We start from the raw sequence: 20,653 nt of genomic DNA on the forward strand, positions 1-20,653 counted from the left end.
TATTCAAAATGTGATGTAGCCCAAAAAGATGTGAAAGAGTATCATATTGGCCCAGAAAGAATTAAACAAAAACAAGTTAGGCCGCAAAGGCTGCTGGAGCGCTCCTACTATGTCATCTCACCATAAAATGTCTGAAACTTCTGTGATTAAACAAGCCGACTTTATTGAAAGTGTGGCGGATGCTTTGCAATACATTTCTTATTACCACCCGAAGGATTTTGTTGATGCCATGAGCCAAGCTTATGAGCGTGAACAAAGTGCGGCGGCGAAGGATGCAATTGCCCAGATCTTAATTAACTCGCGTATGTCGGCCGAAGGTAAGCGTCCTCTGTGTCAAGACACTGGGATTGTGACCACTTTCGTGAAAGTGGGTATGGGTGTCCAATGGGACAAAACCGATATGACGATTCAGGAAATGGTCGACGAAGGTGTTCGTCGTGCCTATACCAATCCTGATAACCCACTGCGCGCATCAATAGTGTCAGATCCTGCGGGCAGCCGTAAAAATACCAAAGATAACACGCCATCTGTGGTGCATATCGACATGGTGCCAGGCAACCATATCGAAGTGGCGATTGCAGCCAAAGGTGGCGGCAGTGAAAACAAAGCGAAGATGGTGATGTTAAACCCATCAGATGATATCGCTGCATGGGTAGAAAAAACGCTACCGACTATGGGCGCGGGCTGGTGTCCACCGGGTATGCTGGGTATAGGCATCGGCGGCACGGCGGAAAAAGCGGCCGTATTAGCCAAAGAAGCGCTGATGGAAAGCGTGGATATCCATGAGTTGATGGCCCGTGGCGCGCAAACGACCGAAGAAAAGCTGCGTTTAGACATTTTTGAGCGTGCGAATAACTTAGGCATAGGTGCACAAGGTCTTGGCGGTTTAACCACAGTGTTAGACGTTAAAATCAAATCGGCGCCCACCCACGCGGCGTCAAAGCCAGTGGTGATGATCCCGAACTGCGCGGCTACACGCCACGTACATTTCCATTTAGACGGTTCAGGTCCTGCGGAATTAACGCCGCCATCATTGGCCGATTGGCCAGAAATCACCCGTGAAGTGGGTGATGATGTGCGCCGCGTTAACTTAGATACTGTGACTCAAGCGGATATCGAGCAGTGGAAAAGCGGTGAAACCATTCTGCTGAGCGGTAAAATGTTGACTGGTCGTGATGCTGCCCATAAGCGCATTCAAAGCCTGATTGAAAGCGGTGAAGGTCTGCCAGAAGGCGTGGACTTTACGGGTAAATTTATTTACTACGTTGGCCCAGTTGATCCAGTTGGCACTGAAGTTGTCGGTCCTGCGGGCCCAACCACAGCAACTCGTATGGATAAATTCACTGACTTAATGTTAGAGAAAACGGGCTTGATGGGCATGATAGGTAAAGCTGAGCGCGGTCCTGCGACAGTTGAATCGATCAAAAAACACAAAGCGGTATATCTGATGGCCGTTGGCGGCGCTGCGTATTTAGTGTCTAAAGCGATTAAACATTCTCGCGTCGTGGCCTTTGCTGATTTGGGCATGGAAGCGATTTACGAGTTTGATGTGCAAGATATGCCAGTGACTGTGGCTGTGGATTCAAACGGTGTGAACGCCCATGAAACTGGCCCTGCAATTTGGAAAGTGAATATTGCTAACGCGAAAGCGTAAAGGTTGGGATGCAGTGGATTGAACTTGATGGTTTTTTAAGCAAAATAGCTTAAGTTTGAGTTCTGATATCTGTTCTTGAGGTAAAACGCTGCGCCACTGACATTTTGTCACAAAAAAATACGCTCAGGTTCGCCATTTGGCTTGCCTGAGCGTTTTTGTTTCGATAGTGTGGCAAGCTTATCTTCGAAAGATACGATCTCAGATCGTTTTTAACATTCGTGCGGTTGCAACTCAGTAGAACTATTGCAATTTCAATAGAACCCTTGCAATGATTGGCGCAACTATCGAACCAGTTTAACCAAAGACGGACATAACAATGAAAATAGCTCCTCTCCTATTGGCGCTCGGCGCTGCAGGACTGGCGTTATCAGCCCAAGCGGCCGATCCAACGCCTTTTACTGTGCAACAACTCATTAAACTCAATAAGATGCACTCTGCGACTGTGTCCCATGATGGCACTAAATTAGTTTATGGTCTTAAAACGGTAAACGATAAGGGAGAGGCCTGCTCGGATCTGTATCTATTAGATTTGATAGACACGAAGGCGAAACCACTGCAATTGGCCTCTGCCACGGGCACAGAGCACGATGTGAGCTTCGCCAATGACGACAAGTCGATTTATTTCCTTGCTAGTCGCAGTGGTTCAAGCCAGTTATTTCAACTGTCATTAATGGGCGGTGAAGCGGTACAAGTTTCTGATTTACCTTTGGATATTGATGGCTATAAATTATCAAACGACGGTAAACAAGTTGTACTCAGCATGCGGGTATTCCCCGAGTGTAAGGACTTAGCTTGCTCAAAGGATAAATTTACCGCCGAAGCTGAGCGTAAATCGACTGGCCGTGAATACAAGCAGTTAATGGTTCGCCATTGGGATACGTGGGAAGACCACGCCCGTAACCATTTATTTGTGGGCGCTGTAAACGGTGAGAAACTCACTAGAGTAGTGGATGTGACTCAAGGTTTAGACACTGAAACGCCGCCAAAACCTTTCTCGGGTATGGAAGAAGTAACTTTCACCCCAGACGGTAAGTTTGTGGTTTATAGCGCGAAAGCCCCCAGCAAAGATCAAGCTTGGACCACTAACTATGATTTGTGGCAAGTGCCAGTGACAGGCGGCACCGCAACCAACTTAACCAAAGACAATCTTGCATGGGATGCGCAGCCAACATTTTCGAGCGATGGTCGTTACATGGCCTATTTAGCGATGAAAAAACCGGGTTTTGAAGCAGATCGCTACGGCATTATGTTGCGCGATACTAGCACAGGCCAAACCAAAGAAGTGGCGCCATTATGGGATCGCAGCCCAAGCTCACTGATGTTTGCTCCTGACAATCGTACCTTGTATGTGACGGCACAAGACCTAGGTCAAGTCTCAATTTTCCAAGTGAATACCCAATTTGGCGATGTGCGTTCTGTCTACAGTGATGGCACGAACAGTTTAATTGCGGTCACTAACGAACAACTGATTTTCGATAGCAAAACCTTAGTTGAACCGGGCGATCTCTATAGCATTACAACTGAAGGTGAAGGGCTTAAACGTCTGACCGAAGTGAATAAAGACAAATTGGCCGAGATCAAGTTTGGTAAGTTTGAACAGTTCAGCTTTAAAGGTTGGAATAACGAAGACGTTTACGGTTACTGGATCAAACCGGCGAACTTCCAAGAAGGGAAAAAATACCCAATTGCCTATCTCGTTCACGGTGGGCCGCAAGGTTCATTTGGTAATGCCTTCAGTGGTCGTTGGAATGCCCAATTATGGGCGGGTGCGGGTTATGGCGTCGTTATGGTGGATTTCCACGGCTCTACCGGTTACGGCCAAGCCTTTACGGATTCAATCAGCCAAGATTGGGGTGGTAAGCCATTAGAAGATCTGCAAAAAGGCCTAGCAGCGGTGAGCCAGCAACAAAAATGGCTCGACCCGCAAAACACCTGTGCGCTCGGCGGTTCTTACGGTGGCTACATGATGAACTGGATCCAAGGTAACTGGAACGACGGTTTCAAGTGCTTAGTTAACCACGCGGGTCTGTTCGATATGCGTTCTATGTATTACGTGACTGAAGAAGTGTGGTTCGCAGAGCATGAGTTTGGCGGCACTTATTCAGATAACAAAGCGTTATATGAGAAGTTTAACCCAGTGAATTATGTTGAAAACTGGAAAACACCCATGCTGGTTATCCACGGTGAGAAGGACTTCCGCGTCCCTTATGGTCAAGGTTTAGCGGCATTCAGTTTTATGCAGCGCAAAGGGATCCCATCTGAGTTATTGATTTTCCCTGATGAAAACCATTGGATCTTAAAACCTGAAAACTTAGAGCAATGGTATGCTAATGTCTTCGGTTGGATGGACCGCTGGACTAAGCAATAACGACCCGTGCGTTTATGGGCTTTGCACCGACGAAAGCCCATAGAAGCAAGGCTCGTCCGATAGGGTTATCATCGGCGAGTTGGCTATTAGAGTGTTTTAAGCGGAGCGCTTTAAATAAGCTAAGCGTTTTCAATTAAGTGCACTTTGTTCAGCGTTTTAACAAAGCCAGAACTCTGTTCTGGCTTTTTATTATGTCATGAAATGTTTTTAATCAAGGAGTTAAGATGAACATTCGAGCCGCAACCTTAACTGACATCCCTGAAATAAGCGTATTACTCACTCAATTAACCCAAGAATTTATCGCCCCAACTTGCACTGCAGAGGGCGCTGCAATCTTAGTTAATGCCATGTCGATAGAAGCGATTGGTAGCTACTTTGCTATGGGTTATCAGTACCATGTTGCCATAACGGACTCGGGCCAACTCGCAGGTGTAGTGGGGATGAAGGCGAATAGTCACTTATACCATCTCTTTGTCGCCTCCCATGCGCAGGGGCAAGGCGTGGCGCGAATGTTGTGGGAACATGCCAAAGCTCAATGTTTAGCCCAAGGCAATTCGGGCATATTTACCGTGAACTCGGCGCTGAATGCGCAGGCTGTGTACTTAGGCTTTGGCTTTGTGCCCCTTGGACCCGAGCGAGAACGCGGCGGGATCCGTGATATTCCCATGCAGCTAGTGCTTTAGGTTGACTGTACTCATTTATCATCCAAACACGAGCACTATTATTCGACTGAATAGTAATTCAACGAAAAAGCTTGAGCGAAAAGAGTTTGAACGAAAGCACTAGAGTGCAAATAACTTGAATAAAAAGAACTTTACCGAATAGAACTAAAAATAGAGGAATTATGGCAAATTTAACCTTTTATCCCATCGGCACCGCTGGTGAAAAATGGGGCGAGTCTGAAAAAGCCGCATGGCTGGCGAGCACCCAAATCAAGCGTTCGTATCAGGACGATGTCGTGACGCCACTCAAGGCGATGGAAGCTGCACTCTTGGCACTTGGGCTTACCGTTGTGCAATATGGCGCCTTATCGATTAATGCCGATCGTTACCCATTATTTGCGGTAAAAAGCCAGCAGTTTGATCCACAAAAGCCAACCGTGCTCGTGACTGGTGGCGTGCACGGTTACGAAACCAGCGGTGTTCATGGTGCCCTGGCATTTTTAGCGGATAAGGCGGCTCATTATGTTGATCGCGTCAATCTTGTGATCGCCGTGTGCGTGAGTCCTTGGGGTTACGAAACCATCAATCGTTGGAACCCTAAGGCTATCGATCCTAATCGTTCATTTTATGCCAACAGTCCAGCGGAAGAATCGGCGGCCTTGATGGCCTTAGTCGCATCCGTAGAGCAAGATTTTGATGTGCATGTGGACTTACATGAAACCACGGATTCCGATGAATTAGAATTTCGTCCAGCACTTTGCGCCCGTGATGGAAAAGAGTACGTCAAAGGTACTATCCCAGATGGTTTTTATGCTGTGGGTGATACCGAAAACTCAATGGATGCCTTTCAGAAAGCCATTATTGATGGTGTGAGTAAAGTGACGCACATTGCTCCTGCCGATGAGAAAGGCGAGATCATTGGCTCGACTGTGGTGCAGCACGGGGTGATTAACTATCCGCTTAAGTCATTAGGGCTTTGCAGCAGTGTCACTGGCTGTATCTATAACACAACGACAGAAGTGTACCCAGATAGCCCAACGGCCACGCCTGCCGAATGTAATCTGGCGCAGGTTGCAGCCATCACCAGCGCCATTGATTATGTACTGGCACAGCGTTAGTCACAGTTTGTTGTGATGTTCAGCTTAGTGATCGTAAGTGAGTGATGCCCAGTTGAGTTAGCTGCTAGTGAAGTCATTTTGCGTGCGATCGATTAACGCATCGACTCCTTAATTAGGTCATTCACGGAACATCACGCAATAAAAAGCCCTCATTCGAGGGCTTCTTCATTTATGTCGCGCGGCTTTTATTAAGCACGAGCCTAGCATTGGCAGGCGATAACCTAGTTTATGTCGCGCGGCTTTTATTAAGCACGAGCCTAGCATTGGCAGGCGATAACCTAGTTGTTGTCGCTATAGTCACGGCCATAATAGCTATCGAGGAACAGTTGTTTCAGCTCGTTAATCAATGGGTAACGTGGGTTGGCACCGGTACATTGATCATCGAACGCATCTTCGGCTAATTCATCTAACTTGGCGAGGAAGTCGGCTTCGTTGACACCGGCTTCTTGGATAGAAGCAGGAATGCCAATCGTCTTCTTGAGGTGTGTGATTTTCTCAAGCAATTTTTCGACTTTTTCTTCATCCGTCTTTCCGCCTAGTTTCAAGTGATCTGCGATGGCAGCATAACGGCACAGGGCTTTTGGCCTGTCGTATTGGCTAAAGGCCGCTTGCTTAGTGGGCAGATCCGTTGCGTTAAAGCGTATTACGTTGTTGATCAGCAGCGCATTGGCTAGGCCATGGGCGAGATGGAACTCGGCGCCCAGTTTGTGTGCCATTGAGTGGCAAATCCCAAGGAAAGCGTTAGCAAAGGCGATACCCGCAATAGTGGCGCCATTGTGGACCTTTTCACGGGCGACAGGTGATTGTGACCCCAAGTTGTAGGCATCGGGTAAATATTTGCACAGTAAGTCGAGGGCTTGTAGCGCTTGGCCATCGCTGTACTCATTCGCCATCACGCTGACATAGGCTTCTAATGCATGGGTCACCGCATCTATGCCACCAAAGGCGGTGAGGGATTTAGGCATGTCCATCACAAGATTTGGATCAACAATCGCCATATTGGGCGTGAGTTGATAGTCGGCAATCGGGTATTTTTTACCGGTAATTTCGTCTGTCACTACCGCAAAAGGTGTGACTTCTGAGCCAGTGCCTGAGGTGGTAGGAATTGCTACCATCATGGCTTTGGTGCCCATTTTAGGGAATTTGTAGATACGTTTACGAATGTCCATAAAGCGCAGTGCGAGATCGGCAAAATCCACATCTGGATGCTCGTACATTACCCAAATAATCTTAGCCGCATCCATTGGTGAGCCGCCGCCGAGCGCAATAATCACATCGGGTTTAAAGCTTTGAGCGACCTTAGCGCCTTGACGGACTATGGCTAATGTGGGGTCGGCTTCAACATCGTAAAAAATTTCGGTTTCAAGGCCTTGGGCTTTTAAAATCCGCATGGTTTCATCGCAATAACCGTGATTGAACAAAAATCTGTCTGTGATGATTAAGGCGCGTTTTTTATCGCTCAGTTCTTCGAGCGCGATGGGTAAACTGCCGCGGCGGAAATAGATAGATGCAGGAAGTTTATGCCACAACATGTTTTCGGCCCTCTTAGCGACGGTTTTTTTATTGATCAGATGACTAGGGCCAACGTTTTCTGAAATCGAGTTGCCGCCCCAAGAACCACAGCCTAAAGTGAGCGAAGGTGCCAGTTTGAAGTTGTACAGATCGCCAATGCCGCCCTGTGAGGCTGGGGTGTTGATCAAAATACGTGCTGTTTTCATTCTAAAACCAAAGGCATGCACACGTTCTGTTTGGGTATCTTGGTCGGTATAAAGCCCTGATGTGTGGCCAATGCCGCCGAGCGCGACTAAGGCTTCGGCTTTATCCATGGCATCGTTAAAGTCGATGGCGCGGTACATGCCAAGTAATGGCGATAATTTTTCATGGGCGAAGGCTTCGCTGTCGCAAATGTCGGTGACTTCACCAATCAACACTTTTGTCCAGTGTGGCACTTCAAAGCCCGCCATTTTCGCGATACTGGCAGCGCTTTGGCCAACGATATCGGCATTCAAACCGCCATTTTTTAAAATGACCTGCTGCATCGCCGCGGTTTCATCCTTCGATAGCATATAGCCACCGTGGGTTGTGAAACGCTCTTTAACCTGCTCATAAATACTGTCGACCACAATTACCGCTTGCTCTGACGCACAAACGACGCCGTTATCGAAGGTTTTCGACATGAGAATCGAACTGACCGCGCGTTTGATGTCGGCGGTTTCATCGATAACAATAGGCGTGTTACCCGCACCTACGCCAATAGCAGGTTTACCGGAAGAGTAGGCGGCTTTCACCATGCCTGGGCCTCCCGTTGCGAGGATTAAATTGACCTTAGGGTGAGTCATTAATTGATTTGATAGTGCAACGCTGGGTTCATCAATCCAACCAATAATGTCTTTGGGCGCGCCCGCGGCTATGGCAGCATCAAGCACTAATTTTGCTGCAGTTGTGGTCGATATTTTGGCCCTAGGATGGGGCGAGAAGATGATCGCGTTACGAGTTTTAAGGCTGATTAAGGCTTTAAAAATGGCAGTCGATGTGGGGTTCGTGGTGGGGACTATGCCACAGATGATGCCTACGGGTTCAGCAATGGTAATAGTACCGAAGGTGACATCTTCAGATAAAATTCCGCAGGTTTTTTCATCTTTATATTTGTTATAAATGTATTCGGAGGCAAAGTGGTTTTTAATTACTTTGTCTTCAACTACACCCATGCGGGTTTCTGCAGCGGCCATTTTGGCCAGCGAGATACGCGCATCGGCAGCGGCAAGGGCCGCTGCACGGAAAATTTTATCGACTTGCGCTTGGCTGAATGTTGCATACTCGGCTTGTGCTTTCGCCACTCGCTCGACCATGAGATTCAGTTCTTGTGCATTGGTCACTGTCATGATTAATACTCCTAAAAAGATTTAGTGAATCAAGGCATTCACTAAATCCTCTTTATGGTAGAAAATTACACCTAAAGCCGCGTTGAAAGTGTGATATCAACGACAATATCGTGCTTTTATGTAATAAAACTACACTCAGGGTAACTTGTTTGTTTAAAATTGCGCTGAAAATGCATCGGCTTCGATAACTAAATATTATTCGAAGTTGTGATTTAACCTCAAAAATCTCATTTTTCAGTCAATAGCGCTTGAGATACTATACTTGCCCTCAAGCTTATTTTGATGAAGACGGCGTGACACGCACATAAGGATAGTCCCTTGGAGTTAACTCTTTACGTTAAATTTTTTCTTGGCCTCGTTGCCATCATTAATCCGGTTGGCTTGTTGCCTGTGTTTGTGAGCTTAACCAGCCATCAAACGGAGGCTGAGCGGAATCACACGGGTAAAGTAGCGAACTTTGCGGTTGTGGTGATTCTCTTAGTCACGATTGTGGCGGGGCAGCACATTCTGAATATGTTCAGCATTTCGTTATCTGCCTTTAGAATTGCTGGTGGCAGCCTGATTGCCATTATTGCGATGTCAATGTTGCAAGGTAAGTTAGGTGAAGTGAAGCGTAACCAAGAGGAAGACCGCGAATCCTCGGCGATGGAATCTGTGGCGGTTGTGCCTTTGGCTTTGCCACTGATGGCGGGACCTGGCGCTATCAGTTCGGTGATTGTCTTTGCCGCTGAGCATAATTCATTGTCGAACATTATTGCGATGTTCATTACTGTGATAGTGTTTGGTTTAGTGAGTTTTGGCCTGTTTAGAATGGCATCTATCATTTATAAGATCCTCGGCAAAACGGGTATTAACGTGATTACCCGTCTCATGGGACTCTTGATGTTATCTATTGGTATCGAAGTTATTGCGGCTGGTGTGAAGGGATTATTCCCACAGCTTTTCAGCTAAGTATTACTCCGCAGGATTCATCGTACTTTTATCAATAAACGCACAGGTATTATTCCTGTGCGTTTTTATTTGTACGCTAATTTTTTTGAATTTTATCGGTTTATCTTGAGTGCACTTGATAAGTCAGCGCTTTTTTTCACCTTTAAAGAAAGGCATGAAGTCGCCGTTTATCAGTAAATTAGCGACTACTTTTCTACAAACCTTAGTCGTCCTATGCATAATCTTATGCTATACCTAGTGTTCGCTAATTTAGTTAAAAATTCGTTTAAAAGGAAATTTCTATGAAATGGCAATGGATTGGTAATCTCAGTCTAAAACAAAAATTATTAATGGTCGTTTTGCCTCCCTTATTAGCTTGTTTCCTCTGCGGCTCACTTTACCTCATTGAAAAGTATGAATATAAGCAAGATTTAACCTTAGTGGTGCAATTGAGTGAGTTGGCTGTGACAAACAGTAATTTAGTGCACGAATTACAAAAAGAGCGCGGAATGAGCGCTGGATTTCTTGGCTCTGCGGGAAAAGCCTTTGCCGCGAAAATCCCTAGTCAAAGACAGCTTACGGATACACAGCTGAATCTCTACCAGCAATTTATCACCCAAAATCAGCTACCAGCGATATTTGCTCCTAAGCTTAAGGAACTTAATTCACAGTTAGGTCGATTAAATTCAATTCGCTCACAGGTGGACAGTTTAAGTATCAGTGTCGCCGATGAAGTTGCCTATTACACTGAGTTAAATAAGTTATTACTGACAATAGTCGATGAAACCGCAAAAACGGGTGCTAATCAAGAAATCGCCATTAAAGCGACGGCTTTTAGTGCCTTTTTGCAATTGAAGGAGAGGGCGGGGATTGAAAGGGCGGTACTCAGCTCAACCTTTGGTCAAGCCGGATTTAAGCCTAAGGTTTATGCAAAATTTATCACTTTAGTCTCGGAGCAAAATACCTACCAAGAAAGGTTTTTAGCCTTAGCCTCAATGGATTTATCCGCTGCATTTAACCGTTTACAGAGTTCAGCTGCAATGCATGACGTTGAACTGTTACGTCAAATTGCGTTTGAGCAAGATAATCAAAAAATTCAACAACAAAGCCCAGAAGATTGGTTTAGTAAATCAACCGCGCGGATTGAGTTATTACGTGAGTATGAGCAACAGGTTTCAGCTGATTTACTCAAGATCACCCATGAGAGATTATCCTCAGCAAATGAGAAAATGTTCTTAGTGCTCACGACCTTAATCTCAGTATTAGCGATAGTCTTGATACTGAGTTTATCTGTGATCCGCTACTTGCACGACAGTGTGCATCATTTGTATTCGACTATTACACAAGCCCGTAAAAATTATGATTTGAGTGTGCGTTTGACTCAAACAAGCTCGGATGAGTTTGGTGAACTTGCCATTGCCTTTAACGACATGATGAGTGATTTTGAAAAGGTTATCCTACATGTGCGTGCTAGCGGCGCTAAATTACAACAAGCCGTGGCGCAAATGGATCTCTGTACCCATGCCATGGAGCAAGATGTGATGGCGGGCCACAGTGAGGCAGAACAAGTGGCCTCCGCTATGACAGAAATGAGCGCAACAGTGGCCGAGATTGCCAGCAATGCAGTGCAGGCATCCGAAGCGTCTTCCGCTGCCAATATAGAGGCTAAAGAAGGCAACCTCGAAGTCGGCCGAACCAGCAAAGCGATCAAAGCGTTAGCCGACGATATTAGTGGAGCTTCTAAAGCCATTAACGATTTAGACCGTGAAATTCACGGCATAGTGGTAGTGCTTGAAGTGATCAGCAGTATTGCTGAGCAAACCAATTTACTCGCGCTTAATGCCGCCATTGAAGCTGCCCGCGCAGGGGAAATGGGTCGCGGTTTTGCTGTAGTTGCAGACGAAGTCCGAAGTTTAGCGCAGCGCTCACAAACCTCGACCTCTGACATTAAAAATATGACAGATAGATTGAAGGCGGGAGCGAGCATTGCAGTAAAAGCCATGGACAGAGGATTAGCTCAGGCGAATAGCAGTGTCCATGAAGCTGAACAGGCAGGTATCGAATTGAAACGTATTGTGGAGCAAGTAGACATTATTGACCGCATGAACGAGCAAATTGCCACAGCAACCCATGAGCAATCGGCGGTATCCGAAGACGTAAATCGTAATGCACTGAAGATCAGTGAGATTTACCTTAATACTCAAAGGATCTCCGATGAGCTTAGGGAACTGACCAAAGCCCTGACGTTTGACGCGAATTCAATGTCAAAAGAAGTACACAAATTTACCGTCAATTAACGGTATAAAACGGTGAAAAGATTCAAGAAATCACGGCGGTTTGTTTAGCAATTGTGCAACCGCCTGAAACTGAGTCTTTTTTACTTGACCCCCTTTAGGCTTTTGCGTACAGTACCGCTCCGTTAACGATGAAAGCCTCTCGGCAAGGCTATACGAAATCGTTAGTGATTCTTAAACGTGAAAGATTAACCACGCTAACATAAATCGACATATGGTGAGGTGTCCGAGTGGCCGAAGGAGCACGCCTGGAAAGTGTGTATACGGTAACGTATCGAGGGTTCGACTCCCTCTCTCACCGCCAAATTCAAGTTTAAAGACGTCCTAGGGCGTCTTTTTTCTTATCTGTTTTTGATAAAAATCAACAACTTACAATCCGATATTGTTTAATGCCATCCTACAGCATCCGAAATCTTTAGTAATGCCAAAAGTAATGCCAAGGAAATTTGGTAAATTTTGGCATTACTTTTCACATCAAAAAATACCCATTTTTTATGCCGTTTTTTCACTTGATTTTCTCGATTTTATAGCCCAGATTTAACTTGGCAATATCCTGATTTATCTGAATTTATTCAGTTATAAGTAATGCTTGATTTTAGAGTGCGAAATAATGCCAAAATCAAGCATTACTTTGGGGCTTAATTTGAGGGGGTAGAACGGTATGGGAAGGAGTACAAATAAGCTGACGGCAAAAGCAGTGCTCAATGCAAAAGCGGAAGCAAAGCCCTATAGATTGTCAGATGGTGGCAATCTCTATCTCTATGTGCGCACTGCAGGGAAAACGTGGGAATTTAGATACATACGTCCCTCCACCAGCAAACCCACCTATTTTGGTTTAGGCTCATATCCTGACGTATCCTTAGCTGAGGCGCGAGATAAAGCGCTAGAAGCGCGAAAAAACTTGGCCGAAGGCATCGACCCTCAATTACTTAAAGTTGAAAACAAATTAAAAGCAGCAACAGAGAACGCTCAAACTCTCAAGCATATTGCGCAAATGTGGATGGACTCAAAGCAAGGAAGCATTAAGCCTAAAACCATCGAAGGCAATTGGCGCAAGCTTGAGCTGTATGCCTTCCCTAAACTGGGGAGTATTGCGATTAGCAGACTCACGGCTCCCATAGCCATTGCCGCGCTCAAGCCCCTAGAGCAAAAGGGGCATCTTGAAACGGTTAAGCGTACCGCTCAGTTGCTGAATGAAATCATGAACTTTTCAGTTAACTCTGGTTACATTCACGCCAATCCGTTGTCAGGTATTCGAGAAGTTTTTAGAAAAAGCAAAGTGGAGCATCTGAAGGCATTAAAACCAGCAGAGCTAGCTGAGTTGCTGCAGACCGTTGCAAACGCCAATTTATTGTTAACGACCCGGTGTTTGATTGAATGGCAATTGCACACAATGACCAGGCCAAATGAAGCGGCCGGAGCCCGTTGGGAAGAAATCGATTTTGATGCCAAACTTTGGACTATTCCTGAATCACGCATGAAAATGAATCGTGAGCATATTATCCCGCTTACAGAGCATACCCTCGCGATACTCGAAACTGTTAAGCCGATTAGTGAACACAGCCAATTCGTTTTTCCATCATCAAAAGATCCTCAAAAGCACACAGATCCAGAAACCATTAACAAAGCATTAGGGCGAATGGGATTAAAGGGAAGAACAACGGGTCATGGTTTACGCTCGCTGGCGAGCACTACCTTAAATGAGCAAGGCTTTGATGGTGATGTTATTGAGGCAGCGTTAGCCCACGTTGATAAAAACCAAATCCGCAGTGCCTATAATCGCACGACCTACCTAGAGCGACGGACCAAGTTAATGGAGTGGTGGAGCAATCATATTGCCACAGCAGCAGTCGGCTCTTTGTCAGTCACAGCGGGTTCAAAAAAATTAGGGGGATGACCTGTTAAGGCCGAATATATATTATCTCCCTGAGTCAAAAGGTTAGGGGACGTGACACACGAATCTAACCTGTTAAGTCCGACTCAGGGTTGTTACTCTTACTTCATGACTAACCTAAAGCCAAGCCAATGACTATCGAGCAGAGCCAGCATTGCACCAACTAAACGCTTTAGCTGCAAGCCATCCTGAGGTGGCGGTATTATGGCTTTATGGTTCGCAGGTGAAAGGAAATGCTAGCGAGCATAGCGATTGGGATTTAGCCGTCGCATTCGATCCGGTAAAGGCGGACAGTGTGCTTGATACTCGTATTAGAGCCGAACTGCTTGCTATGGATTGGCAAAGGGCATTGGGGCTAGCTGAAGGAAAGCTGTCAGTTGTCGATATTAATTTTGCACTAATCCCCCTGGCTTTTGGGAGCATTAATGCCAACAAACTTCTCTTTAGTCGAGATGAAGGTCGAAGAATGCAAGAAGAGTCTCGCATAATGTCGCAAATGGAACTCGATTATTCAGCCCCAAGCCACTTTATTATTTTGGATAATGCCTATATCACGTCATTGAGTTTAAGCCTTAGCCAGTACCAAGCCGAGTTTGGAGAATTACGTCAATTACTCAGTCAGCGTCCCCTATCGAATCTCGAATATCGAGCAGCAGAGCGAATACTACAGGTCTCTATTGAAGCTTGCATTGGCATATTGCGAAACATTGGGCTAAAGCACAGGCAGGGCATAGTCCGCAGGATGCTTATCAAGCATTTGAGATCCTGTGTCAACGAGGTGCACAACCAGCCGATGAATTAAATGACTGGCGTAAAGTGATAGGCCTGCGTAATGCACTGGTACATGATCATTTGAATATTGACCCTGAGATCATCCGCAGTGTGATCTCTCAAGGTTATAGCGATAGATTATTCAGAGCAGGGATTGGAATGGTTATCTCTGAAGAAGGGCTAAATGGGGCCTCCAGACTCTTATAGTGAAGTGAAAATCACTAATGTGAACTTGTTTGCTTAAACTTCCAATATATGGAGTGCTAACTCTTGGTACATTACGAAAACCCACTTTAAGCATTTTTTTACACATGGTCACAATAAAAGGTTGAAAATATTCACAAGTTAAGCTATCAAGTGAGGGAAAAGTTTAACAAACAAATTCATTTTATCTGCTATTTCTGCTATTAGTAGCAGAAATAGCAGATAAAATGGATGTGTCAATGAAAAAACTTGTAGAGTTATCGAATGTGAACTTAAATACTAGCGTAGATGACGTTATACAGCATCTTTTGCAAGAAAATAAACCCGTTTTAATTAGTGCTCCTGTTAGTAAGAATATTTGGGCTGTCTATGAAAGGGATATTCATAAAACTCATCTTATTAAATATCAGACAAGAGATCATGTTATACAACGAAAGGTTTCACGAGAGAGATTTAAACGTAGTGAATTATTCAAATTTGCATCATTAGTTGAAAATGTAGAATATCTTAGGTTAAGCAACGATGATTTAATCAAATTAATAAGAAATGGGATTGTTAGTTTGAGATTTGTAAGTGAACTTTATCTGAATACTGAAAGCCTTGAACTTGAATTGATGAGTGGTGAACAGTATATAGAAAAATACGAAACACCTATTAATGCAAAAGATTTACGGATAAATTCTCAGTCTGATTTCTATGACTATAAATACAATATTAAATTTTTCTTTACAAGAAAAAGCTTTAAATTTTTATCCAATACACATTTTATTGTAAATGAGCTAGAAGACTTACCAACTAAAATAGATTCAGTTTATGTTTTTGAACATGATATTCTTTCATTTGTTAATCAAGATTTCGAACGAGAGATAGATACCCCTGACATTCCCGAAACAAGTCCTTACTATATTAAAGATTTCCTACGTAATCAATCTGATCTGGGCCAATTATCTATCTTAGGCTTCCGTTACTATTGGGGGAAAACGGCTAATCCGCCCAAAGTTAAAGGATTGGTAGAGTTGATTATGAATCAATTAGATTATGCTGCAAAAAAGGCAGAAGCGGCGGCTTTTTTTCTCAACCCTAATCCCAATGGCCTATGCGGTAAAACTAAAACCATTGCAGATGGTTGCCAGTTTCCATACTTAACTTACTGCCTTGAACGTTTTTGGGATGATCAGCAAAAATTTGATAAAAATATAACATCTAAAATAAAAGATTTTTTAGTTACAGAAGGTTTTAGCATTGATAATGCCAAATATGCTGAATTATTTTTGAGACCGAGTAAATTTCTTAGGTGACCAAAAAAACGCATATAATACAATGAATAATGCACTTTAGGTGAGCAAGGGGGACCGTTTTCACCCCGTTTATTCATGCTTGATAACCATCTAATCTCAGGGTTGTAGACGTTTATTCACAACTCTGAGGACGATTATGAACACAACTCTCACAAGCAATTCCATTATTAGACTGAAGACCTTGGTTCAGCTTACAGGGCTTTCGCGTTCAACTATCTACGATAAACTCAATCCCAAATCCCCTAGGTTTGATCCACTTTTTCCGCGAAAAGTTTGTCTTGGCGCTCGTGCCGTAGGCTGGTACATGCAAGAAGTCGAACAGTGGCTGCAAGGTAGAAGATTTTGCTGATCTTAAAAAGTCACTAACTTATAGAATAGAGGTTAATTATGAATTTTTCTCGATATCCATATTATTTTCCTATCTCGGATGGCAATTTTCCAAATTTATGTGCTGCTCCGCTAATGCGCGATGCTTTGTTTGAAACTTTTGAATCTGTTCAGGCTCCAGAGAGTATGATCGTGTTAGTTCAGCTAAGCACAATATCAACTGCTTTACAGGGTGCAATTAATGTATCGCTACCAATTAATAAAATATGTCCTGTGTCAATATTGGCAATTACGATAGCCGAATCTGGTGAGCGAAAATCAACCGTTGAAAGCCACTATATGGGAGTGCTTAAGGCAATACAAAAAAATTATTGGTAGAACATAGAAGTACATTTAATAAGTATAAATTTTTAAAAGAAATTCATGATGAAGAAACGGTAAGGTTAAAAAGACGCCTATCAAAGGAAAAAGATGATGAAAGTTATGAATTAGCACTTAATGAATTGCAAGCACATCATGATGCTGAACCTATAAAACCGAGAATACCAAAATTTCTTTATGAAGATGTAACCAAAGAAGCATTGCTTGTTGGTTTGAGTGAAAACTTACCAAATGCTTTTCTAGGTTCAGATGAAGGTGGGATTTTATTTAAAAGTTATATTATGCTGAGTACAGCAATTATTAATTCATTATGGGGTGGTGGGGATGTCGATATAGGTAGAAAGACATTAGAGTCTTTTGTGGTGTCTGATGCAAGACTGACGATGCATATCATGACTCAATGGAGTGCATTGCAAGATTTTCTTGGGCGGTCGAAAGATGACTTGAGGGGAAATGGTTTTTTTGCTCGAGCAATAGTGACTAATCCTATTTCTTTATGTGGTTACCGACAAGTTAGTGGATATGAGTATTCTAAGAAAGCGACTGAAAAATTTAGCGATAGAATAAAGCAGTTACTATTAAATGCCATTGCTATGGAAGATTATAGGAACAGGATCACTGTCACATTCTCAAATGAAGCTAAAAATGTGTGGTTAGATATTGCTAATGACATTGAAATTAAAATGGGCCCTGGTGGCATGTATGAATGTGCAAAAGACCATGCATCCAAGGTGCCAGAGAACATTGCTAGGGTTGCAGCCTTGATCCATTGTTTCGAACATCCGGGTGATTTTGAAATATCTGTAGAATCCTTGTGGTTAGCCGTTGAGTTGTTAAGTTATTTCTCAAGAGATTTTATGCGAGTCTTTTGTCCTCCACCTAAATATGTGCTGGATGCATGCGCGCTGAGCGAATGGCTGAAGCCATTTATTGCTTCTGGAATAAGATACATGAGGAAAAATTATATTTTAAAATACGGTCCAAACTGTATTCGTAAAAAAGCCGATTTACAAGCTGCATTAGATTATCTAAAGCAAAGCAACTCAATGGCAGAAATTTTTATAGTTAAGACTAGAATAATAGATTTGTTTTTCAATCAAGAACCTGATAATTCTAAACTAGCTGAAAATCTGGCGCGATATTTATGATCGGTACTTTTTAAATCACAATAAATCGCTTTAATTTTCATTATACTATGCATATTAATTCAGAGTGGTGATAACTGTTAGTTATAGTGATTTTTCTTGTGTAAATTTAAAATGTTGTTTTAATCTGGTTGGTTTTGGATAATTTTCATTTAGGGTTTAAGTAGTATTATATCTGTGCTTATATATTGCTTGTTTAATGTTTTAATTTAGTTGTCTGGTGTGCTACATGGGTGTTTTTATTCATCGGAATTAGTGTGTTAATTTCGAGTGGTTAACTACACCCTTAAAATAGTGATTGGGAAAGGAGAGTTAGATATGGGTAGTGTTTTTAATAGAAATTTAACGGTGCTAACAACACCTCAATATGATGGATTACACACACTTTCACTTAAGAATGGTACAATTGAAGAGTATCTATATAAAATTCGTTCAGTTATGGATTGCGTTGTGCAGAATTATTCAAAGGTATTTGCGGTAAGAGTTGATCTACGATTTCCTGATACGTTTGAATCGGGTGATACAGCAGTGATCACCCGTTTCTTCGAATCGTTGAAGGCTCAGTTAAAAGCAGATCATCTGGCAAAATTACGAGATACTTCCTTAGGCCAGGTCCACGAAAGTGAACTATTTTACATCTGGGTTAAGGAGATCAGCGGAAGAGATAAGTGTCATTACCATGTCTGCTTGTTCTTCAATGGCCATGCGTATAAAAGTTTAGGAAAGTTTGAATTGGGCCGGGCTAATATGTATAACCGCATACATAAAGCTTGGGCGAGTGCACTAAGATTAGATATTTTCAATGCTCAAGGGTTAATTCATTTCCCAGAAAATGCTCAATATTTACTGTGCCGTAACCAAGCTGATTTCACTTACATTTACCAAGACTTGTTTAAAAGATTAAGTTATTTTGCTAAAACTAACACGAAAATTTATGGGAATGGCAATCACAACTTTGGTTGTAGTCGCGTATCAGCATGATTACCAAGTGATTCGCTTACTAAATGAGGTTGCTGGTGGAGTGAGTCAAAATAAAGGAGTGATGAGCAAGGGATTAAGCCCCCTTGCTTTAGCGTTCAAATAGAGTAATGGCATTTTCACACTGCAGACTTGAGACATAGTCCACTAGAACACTCCGTTGCGCAGCCAGATCAATAGCCGGCTTCCTTTTGATGTCGAACACACAACACTGTCAATCGCTCGCCGCCATCATACTGGTACATTGCCAAATAACCTGTGTCACCAAAGTCAATCAGCAACTCCCTAAAATTGAAGTCATTGTCATCGATAGGCCGACCAATATCTGGATAGCTTTCAAGTTTTCTAATGGTATTGATTATGGCGCTGGCAGCCCGTTGTGCGGCGGGGGGATTTTTAGTGCGAAGAAACTCACGTAAGCGTTCTAAATCACGTAATGCAGTGGCGGTGAAGATTATTTGTGGCATGAAGGGGCTGCCTTTTCATTTTCACTTCCCCAGGACTCCAGCCAACTCACCACTTCGTCACCGGTGACATGCAAGCCTGATGTCTGGTGTGCTTCCCATGCGCGTAACGCTTCTTGCTGCAACGCTTCGCGTTTCTCTTCTCTCTCAACGTATTCACGGATCGCTTCACGCATCATCCAGTGTGATGAACGTTTACGAGTTTCTGCTAAATGCTCGACTCTGGCTTTCATATCAGCATCTAATTTAACCGACACGGGTTTGATTGTGCTCATCTGTGACTCCAAAAGTAATGCTTAGTACTACTAGGTAATACCTTAACATAACGTGGTACAAAAAAATAATGTTTACACGGTTTACTTGTCTGCTCGAGCAACGCCATAAGCTCAAGAGTGATAGAAGATAGTTTGTATCGCTTAACTGGGCACTAATGATACGCCGTCATCACGCTAATCTTCAACGTAATCGCAATAAGGATAAAAACGATAGCGGCGGCATGCCGCTTCGTTTATAGGGTTTGGCTAATGGCTGACTGAGTACTTAATACCGTCGCAGAAGCATTATGACCTTAACCAGTGCCATGCATCGGCTATCAGCTCAGCACTGGCTTTTACACCATTGATGCCAACTTCTGCTGTCGTCAACACGGTGTTTAAGCCGGTTTCTATACTGCCGGTGACGAGTTTGATCCCCGCATCAGTTATTTCACCTTGGCGTAAGCAAGCATAACTCTCACCCAGGGTGTGGCTGGTGCCTTTTAGTAGGCATTCGGCAGGTTTAGCCACAAGATCTCCAGGTGTCCCCAGCAGCGTGTTGACGTTATCGGGTAGCCCGAGGTATTCACCGGTCATTTTGATGGCGGTAGAGGCTAACACGACGTTTGCGACAGTCCCCGTGGCCAGCTTTGACGCAGTACTTCCCAGCAAGCCTGCTCTGGCTGAGCCTTGCAGCGCAATGTGGGTGAGATTACTGACTTGATTGGAGGTGCTACTTCCCGCTAAGCATTCATTGACGAAGTGCTCGCAATTATTGGTAGCAACGCCGTATGGGCTGTGACCCAGCTGACTGCGCGCTAGCTCAATGGCCTGATAGGGAAACAGCGTGGACTTTTTCACTCTGATACTGTGGCCACCAGCAAATTGCTGCAGGTCGATTTCTTCGATGATGCCCTGCTTAGATAAGTGAATCACATTGCCATGGCCAACATAGAGGCCATGGTGTTCGGTTAAGCCAAGCGGATCGATATTGGTGACCAGATGATCACCTGGATGAAATTTATACAT

The 20,653-nt window shown here is 43.8% G+C and carries 16 protein-coding genes, 1 tRNA gene and 1 pseudogene; 14 read left to right on the plus strand and 4 right to left on the minus strand.

The window, feature by feature from the left end:
- The first annotated feature begins 109 nt into the window (after positions 1–109).
- From AAA952_RS13370 to AAA952_RS13385, 4 genes are all read left to right on the plus strand, one after another.
- Positions 110–1,654: a fumarate hydratase gene (locus tag AAA952_RS13370; RefSeq protein WP_306682090.1), complete on the plus strand. Its 1,545-nt coding sequence runs from the start codon at positions 110–112 to the stop codon at positions 1,652–1,654.
- A 316-nt stretch (positions 1,655–1,970) separates the two neighbouring features.
- A complete protein-coding gene (locus AAA952_RS13375) occupies positions 1,971–4,022 on the plus strand; it encodes a S9 family peptidase (protein WP_338257679.1) in 2,052 nt (683 codons plus the stop codon).
- Between the two features lie 224 nt (positions 4,023–4,246).
- Complete coding sequence (locus AAA952_RS13380; RefSeq protein WP_131525170.1) at positions 4,247–4,705, plus strand: GNAT family N-acetyltransferase; 459 nt, start codon at positions 4,247–4,249, stop codon at positions 4,703–4,705.
- A 161-nt stretch (positions 4,706–4,866) separates the two neighbouring features.
- Positions 4,867–5,802, plus strand: coding sequence for a M14 family metallopeptidase (locus tag AAA952_RS13385; RefSeq protein WP_263265291.1), 936 nt, complete (start codon positions 4,867–4,869; stop codon positions 5,800–5,802).
- 278 nt (positions 5,803–6,080) lie between these two features.
- Here the strand turns inward: AAA952_RS13385 and adhE are convergent, their stop codons facing one another.
- The gene (gene adhE / locus AAA952_RS13390) at positions 6,081–8,684 is read right to left on the minus strand and encodes a bifunctional acetaldehyde-CoA/alcohol dehydrogenase (RefSeq protein ID WP_338257683.1); all 2,604 of its coding nucleotides are present in this window, start codon (positions 8,682–8,684) and stop codon (positions 6,081–6,083) included.
- A 318-nt stretch (positions 8,685–9,002) separates the two neighbouring features.
- Here adhE and AAA952_RS13395 point away from each other — a divergent pair, with 318 nt between their 5' ends.
- From AAA952_RS13395 to AAA952_RS13440, 10 genes and pseudogenes are all read left to right on the plus strand, one after another.
- Positions 9,003–9,635 carry a YchE family NAAT transporter gene (locus AAA952_RS13395; RefSeq protein ID WP_006081420.1) on the plus strand — a complete coding sequence of 211 codons (633 nt, stop codon included), beginning with the start codon at positions 9,003–9,005 and terminating at the stop codon, positions 9,633–9,635.
- Positions 9,636–9,916: 281 nt separating this feature from the next.
- Positions 9,917–11,911 carry a methyl-accepting chemotaxis protein gene (locus AAA952_RS13400; protein WP_338257686.1) on the plus strand — a complete coding sequence of 665 codons (1,995 nt, stop codon included), beginning with the start codon at positions 9,917–9,919 and terminating at the stop codon, positions 11,909–11,911.
- Between the two features lie 213 nt (positions 11,912–12,124).
- Positions 12,125–12,212: transfer RNA gene (locus AAA952_RS13405), tRNA-Ser, on the plus strand.
- 357 nt (positions 12,213–12,569) lie between these two features.
- A complete protein-coding gene (locus AAA952_RS13410) occupies positions 12,570–13,805 on the plus strand; it encodes a tyrosine-type recombinase/integrase (protein WP_338257688.1) in 1,236 nt (411 codons plus the stop codon).
- 151 nt (positions 13,806–13,956) lie between these two features.
- Positions 13,957–14,604, plus strand: a complete 648-nt coding sequence (gene mntA, locus AAA952_RS13415) for a type VII toxin-antitoxin system MntA family adenylyltransferase antitoxin (protein ID WP_338257690.1) — start codon at positions 13,957–13,959, stop codon at positions 14,602–14,604.
- A complete protein-coding gene (gene hepT / locus AAA952_RS13420) occupies positions 14,487–14,780 on the plus strand; it encodes a type VII toxin-antitoxin system HepT family RNase toxin (RefSeq protein WP_338257692.1) in 294 nt (97 codons plus the stop codon). The genes mntA and hepT overlap by 118 nt, the downstream gene beginning before the upstream one ends.
- Before the next feature lie 236 nt (positions 14,781–15,016).
- Positions 15,017–16,075, plus strand: coding sequence for a cytoplasmic protein (locus tag AAA952_RS13425; protein WP_338257694.1), 1,059 nt, complete (start codon positions 15,017–15,019; stop codon positions 16,073–16,075).
- A 136-nt stretch (positions 16,076–16,211) separates the two neighbouring features.
- Positions 16,212–16,424: a helix-turn-helix transcriptional regulator gene (locus AAA952_RS13430; RefSeq protein WP_011071638.1), complete on the plus strand. Its 213-nt coding sequence runs from the start codon at positions 16,212–16,214 to the stop codon at positions 16,422–16,424.
- A gap of 164 nt (positions 16,425–16,588) precedes the next feature.
- A pseudogene (locus AAA952_RS13435) lies at positions 16,589–17,931 on the plus strand (YfjI family protein).
- 315 nt (positions 17,932–18,246) lie between these two features.
- The gene (locus AAA952_RS13440) at positions 18,247–18,909 is read left to right on the plus strand and encodes an inovirus Gp2 family protein (RefSeq protein WP_338257697.1); all 663 of its coding nucleotides are present in this window, start codon (positions 18,247–18,249) and stop codon (positions 18,907–18,909) included.
- Between the two features lie 170 nt (positions 18,910–19,079).
- Here AAA952_RS13440 and AAA952_RS13445 read toward each other — a convergent pair whose 3' ends face one another.
- From AAA952_RS13445 to AAA952_RS13455, 3 genes are all read right to left on the minus strand, one after another.
- On the minus strand, positions 19,080–19,373 hold the full coding sequence (locus AAA952_RS13445; protein WP_338257699.1) for a type II toxin-antitoxin system RelE/ParE family toxin: 294 nt from the start codon (positions 19,371–19,373) through the stop codon (positions 19,080–19,082).
- Entirely contained in the window at positions 19,361–19,645 is a 285-nt protein-coding gene (locus tag AAA952_RS13450; RefSeq protein WP_338257701.1) for a CopG family ribbon-helix-helix protein, read from the minus strand. The genes AAA952_RS13445 and AAA952_RS13450 overlap by 13 nt, the downstream gene beginning before the upstream one ends.
- Positions 19,646–19,930: 285 nt before the next feature.
- A complete protein-coding gene (locus AAA952_RS13455) occupies positions 19,931–20,653 on the minus strand; it encodes a lecithin retinol acyltransferase family protein (protein WP_338257703.1) in 723 nt (240 codons plus the stop codon).

It is taken from the genome of Shewanella sp. M-Br (genome assembly GCF_036245925.1).
Taxonomy (GTDB): Bacteria; Pseudomonadota; Gammaproteobacteria; order Enterobacterales; family Shewanellaceae; genus Shewanella; species Shewanella oncorhynchi.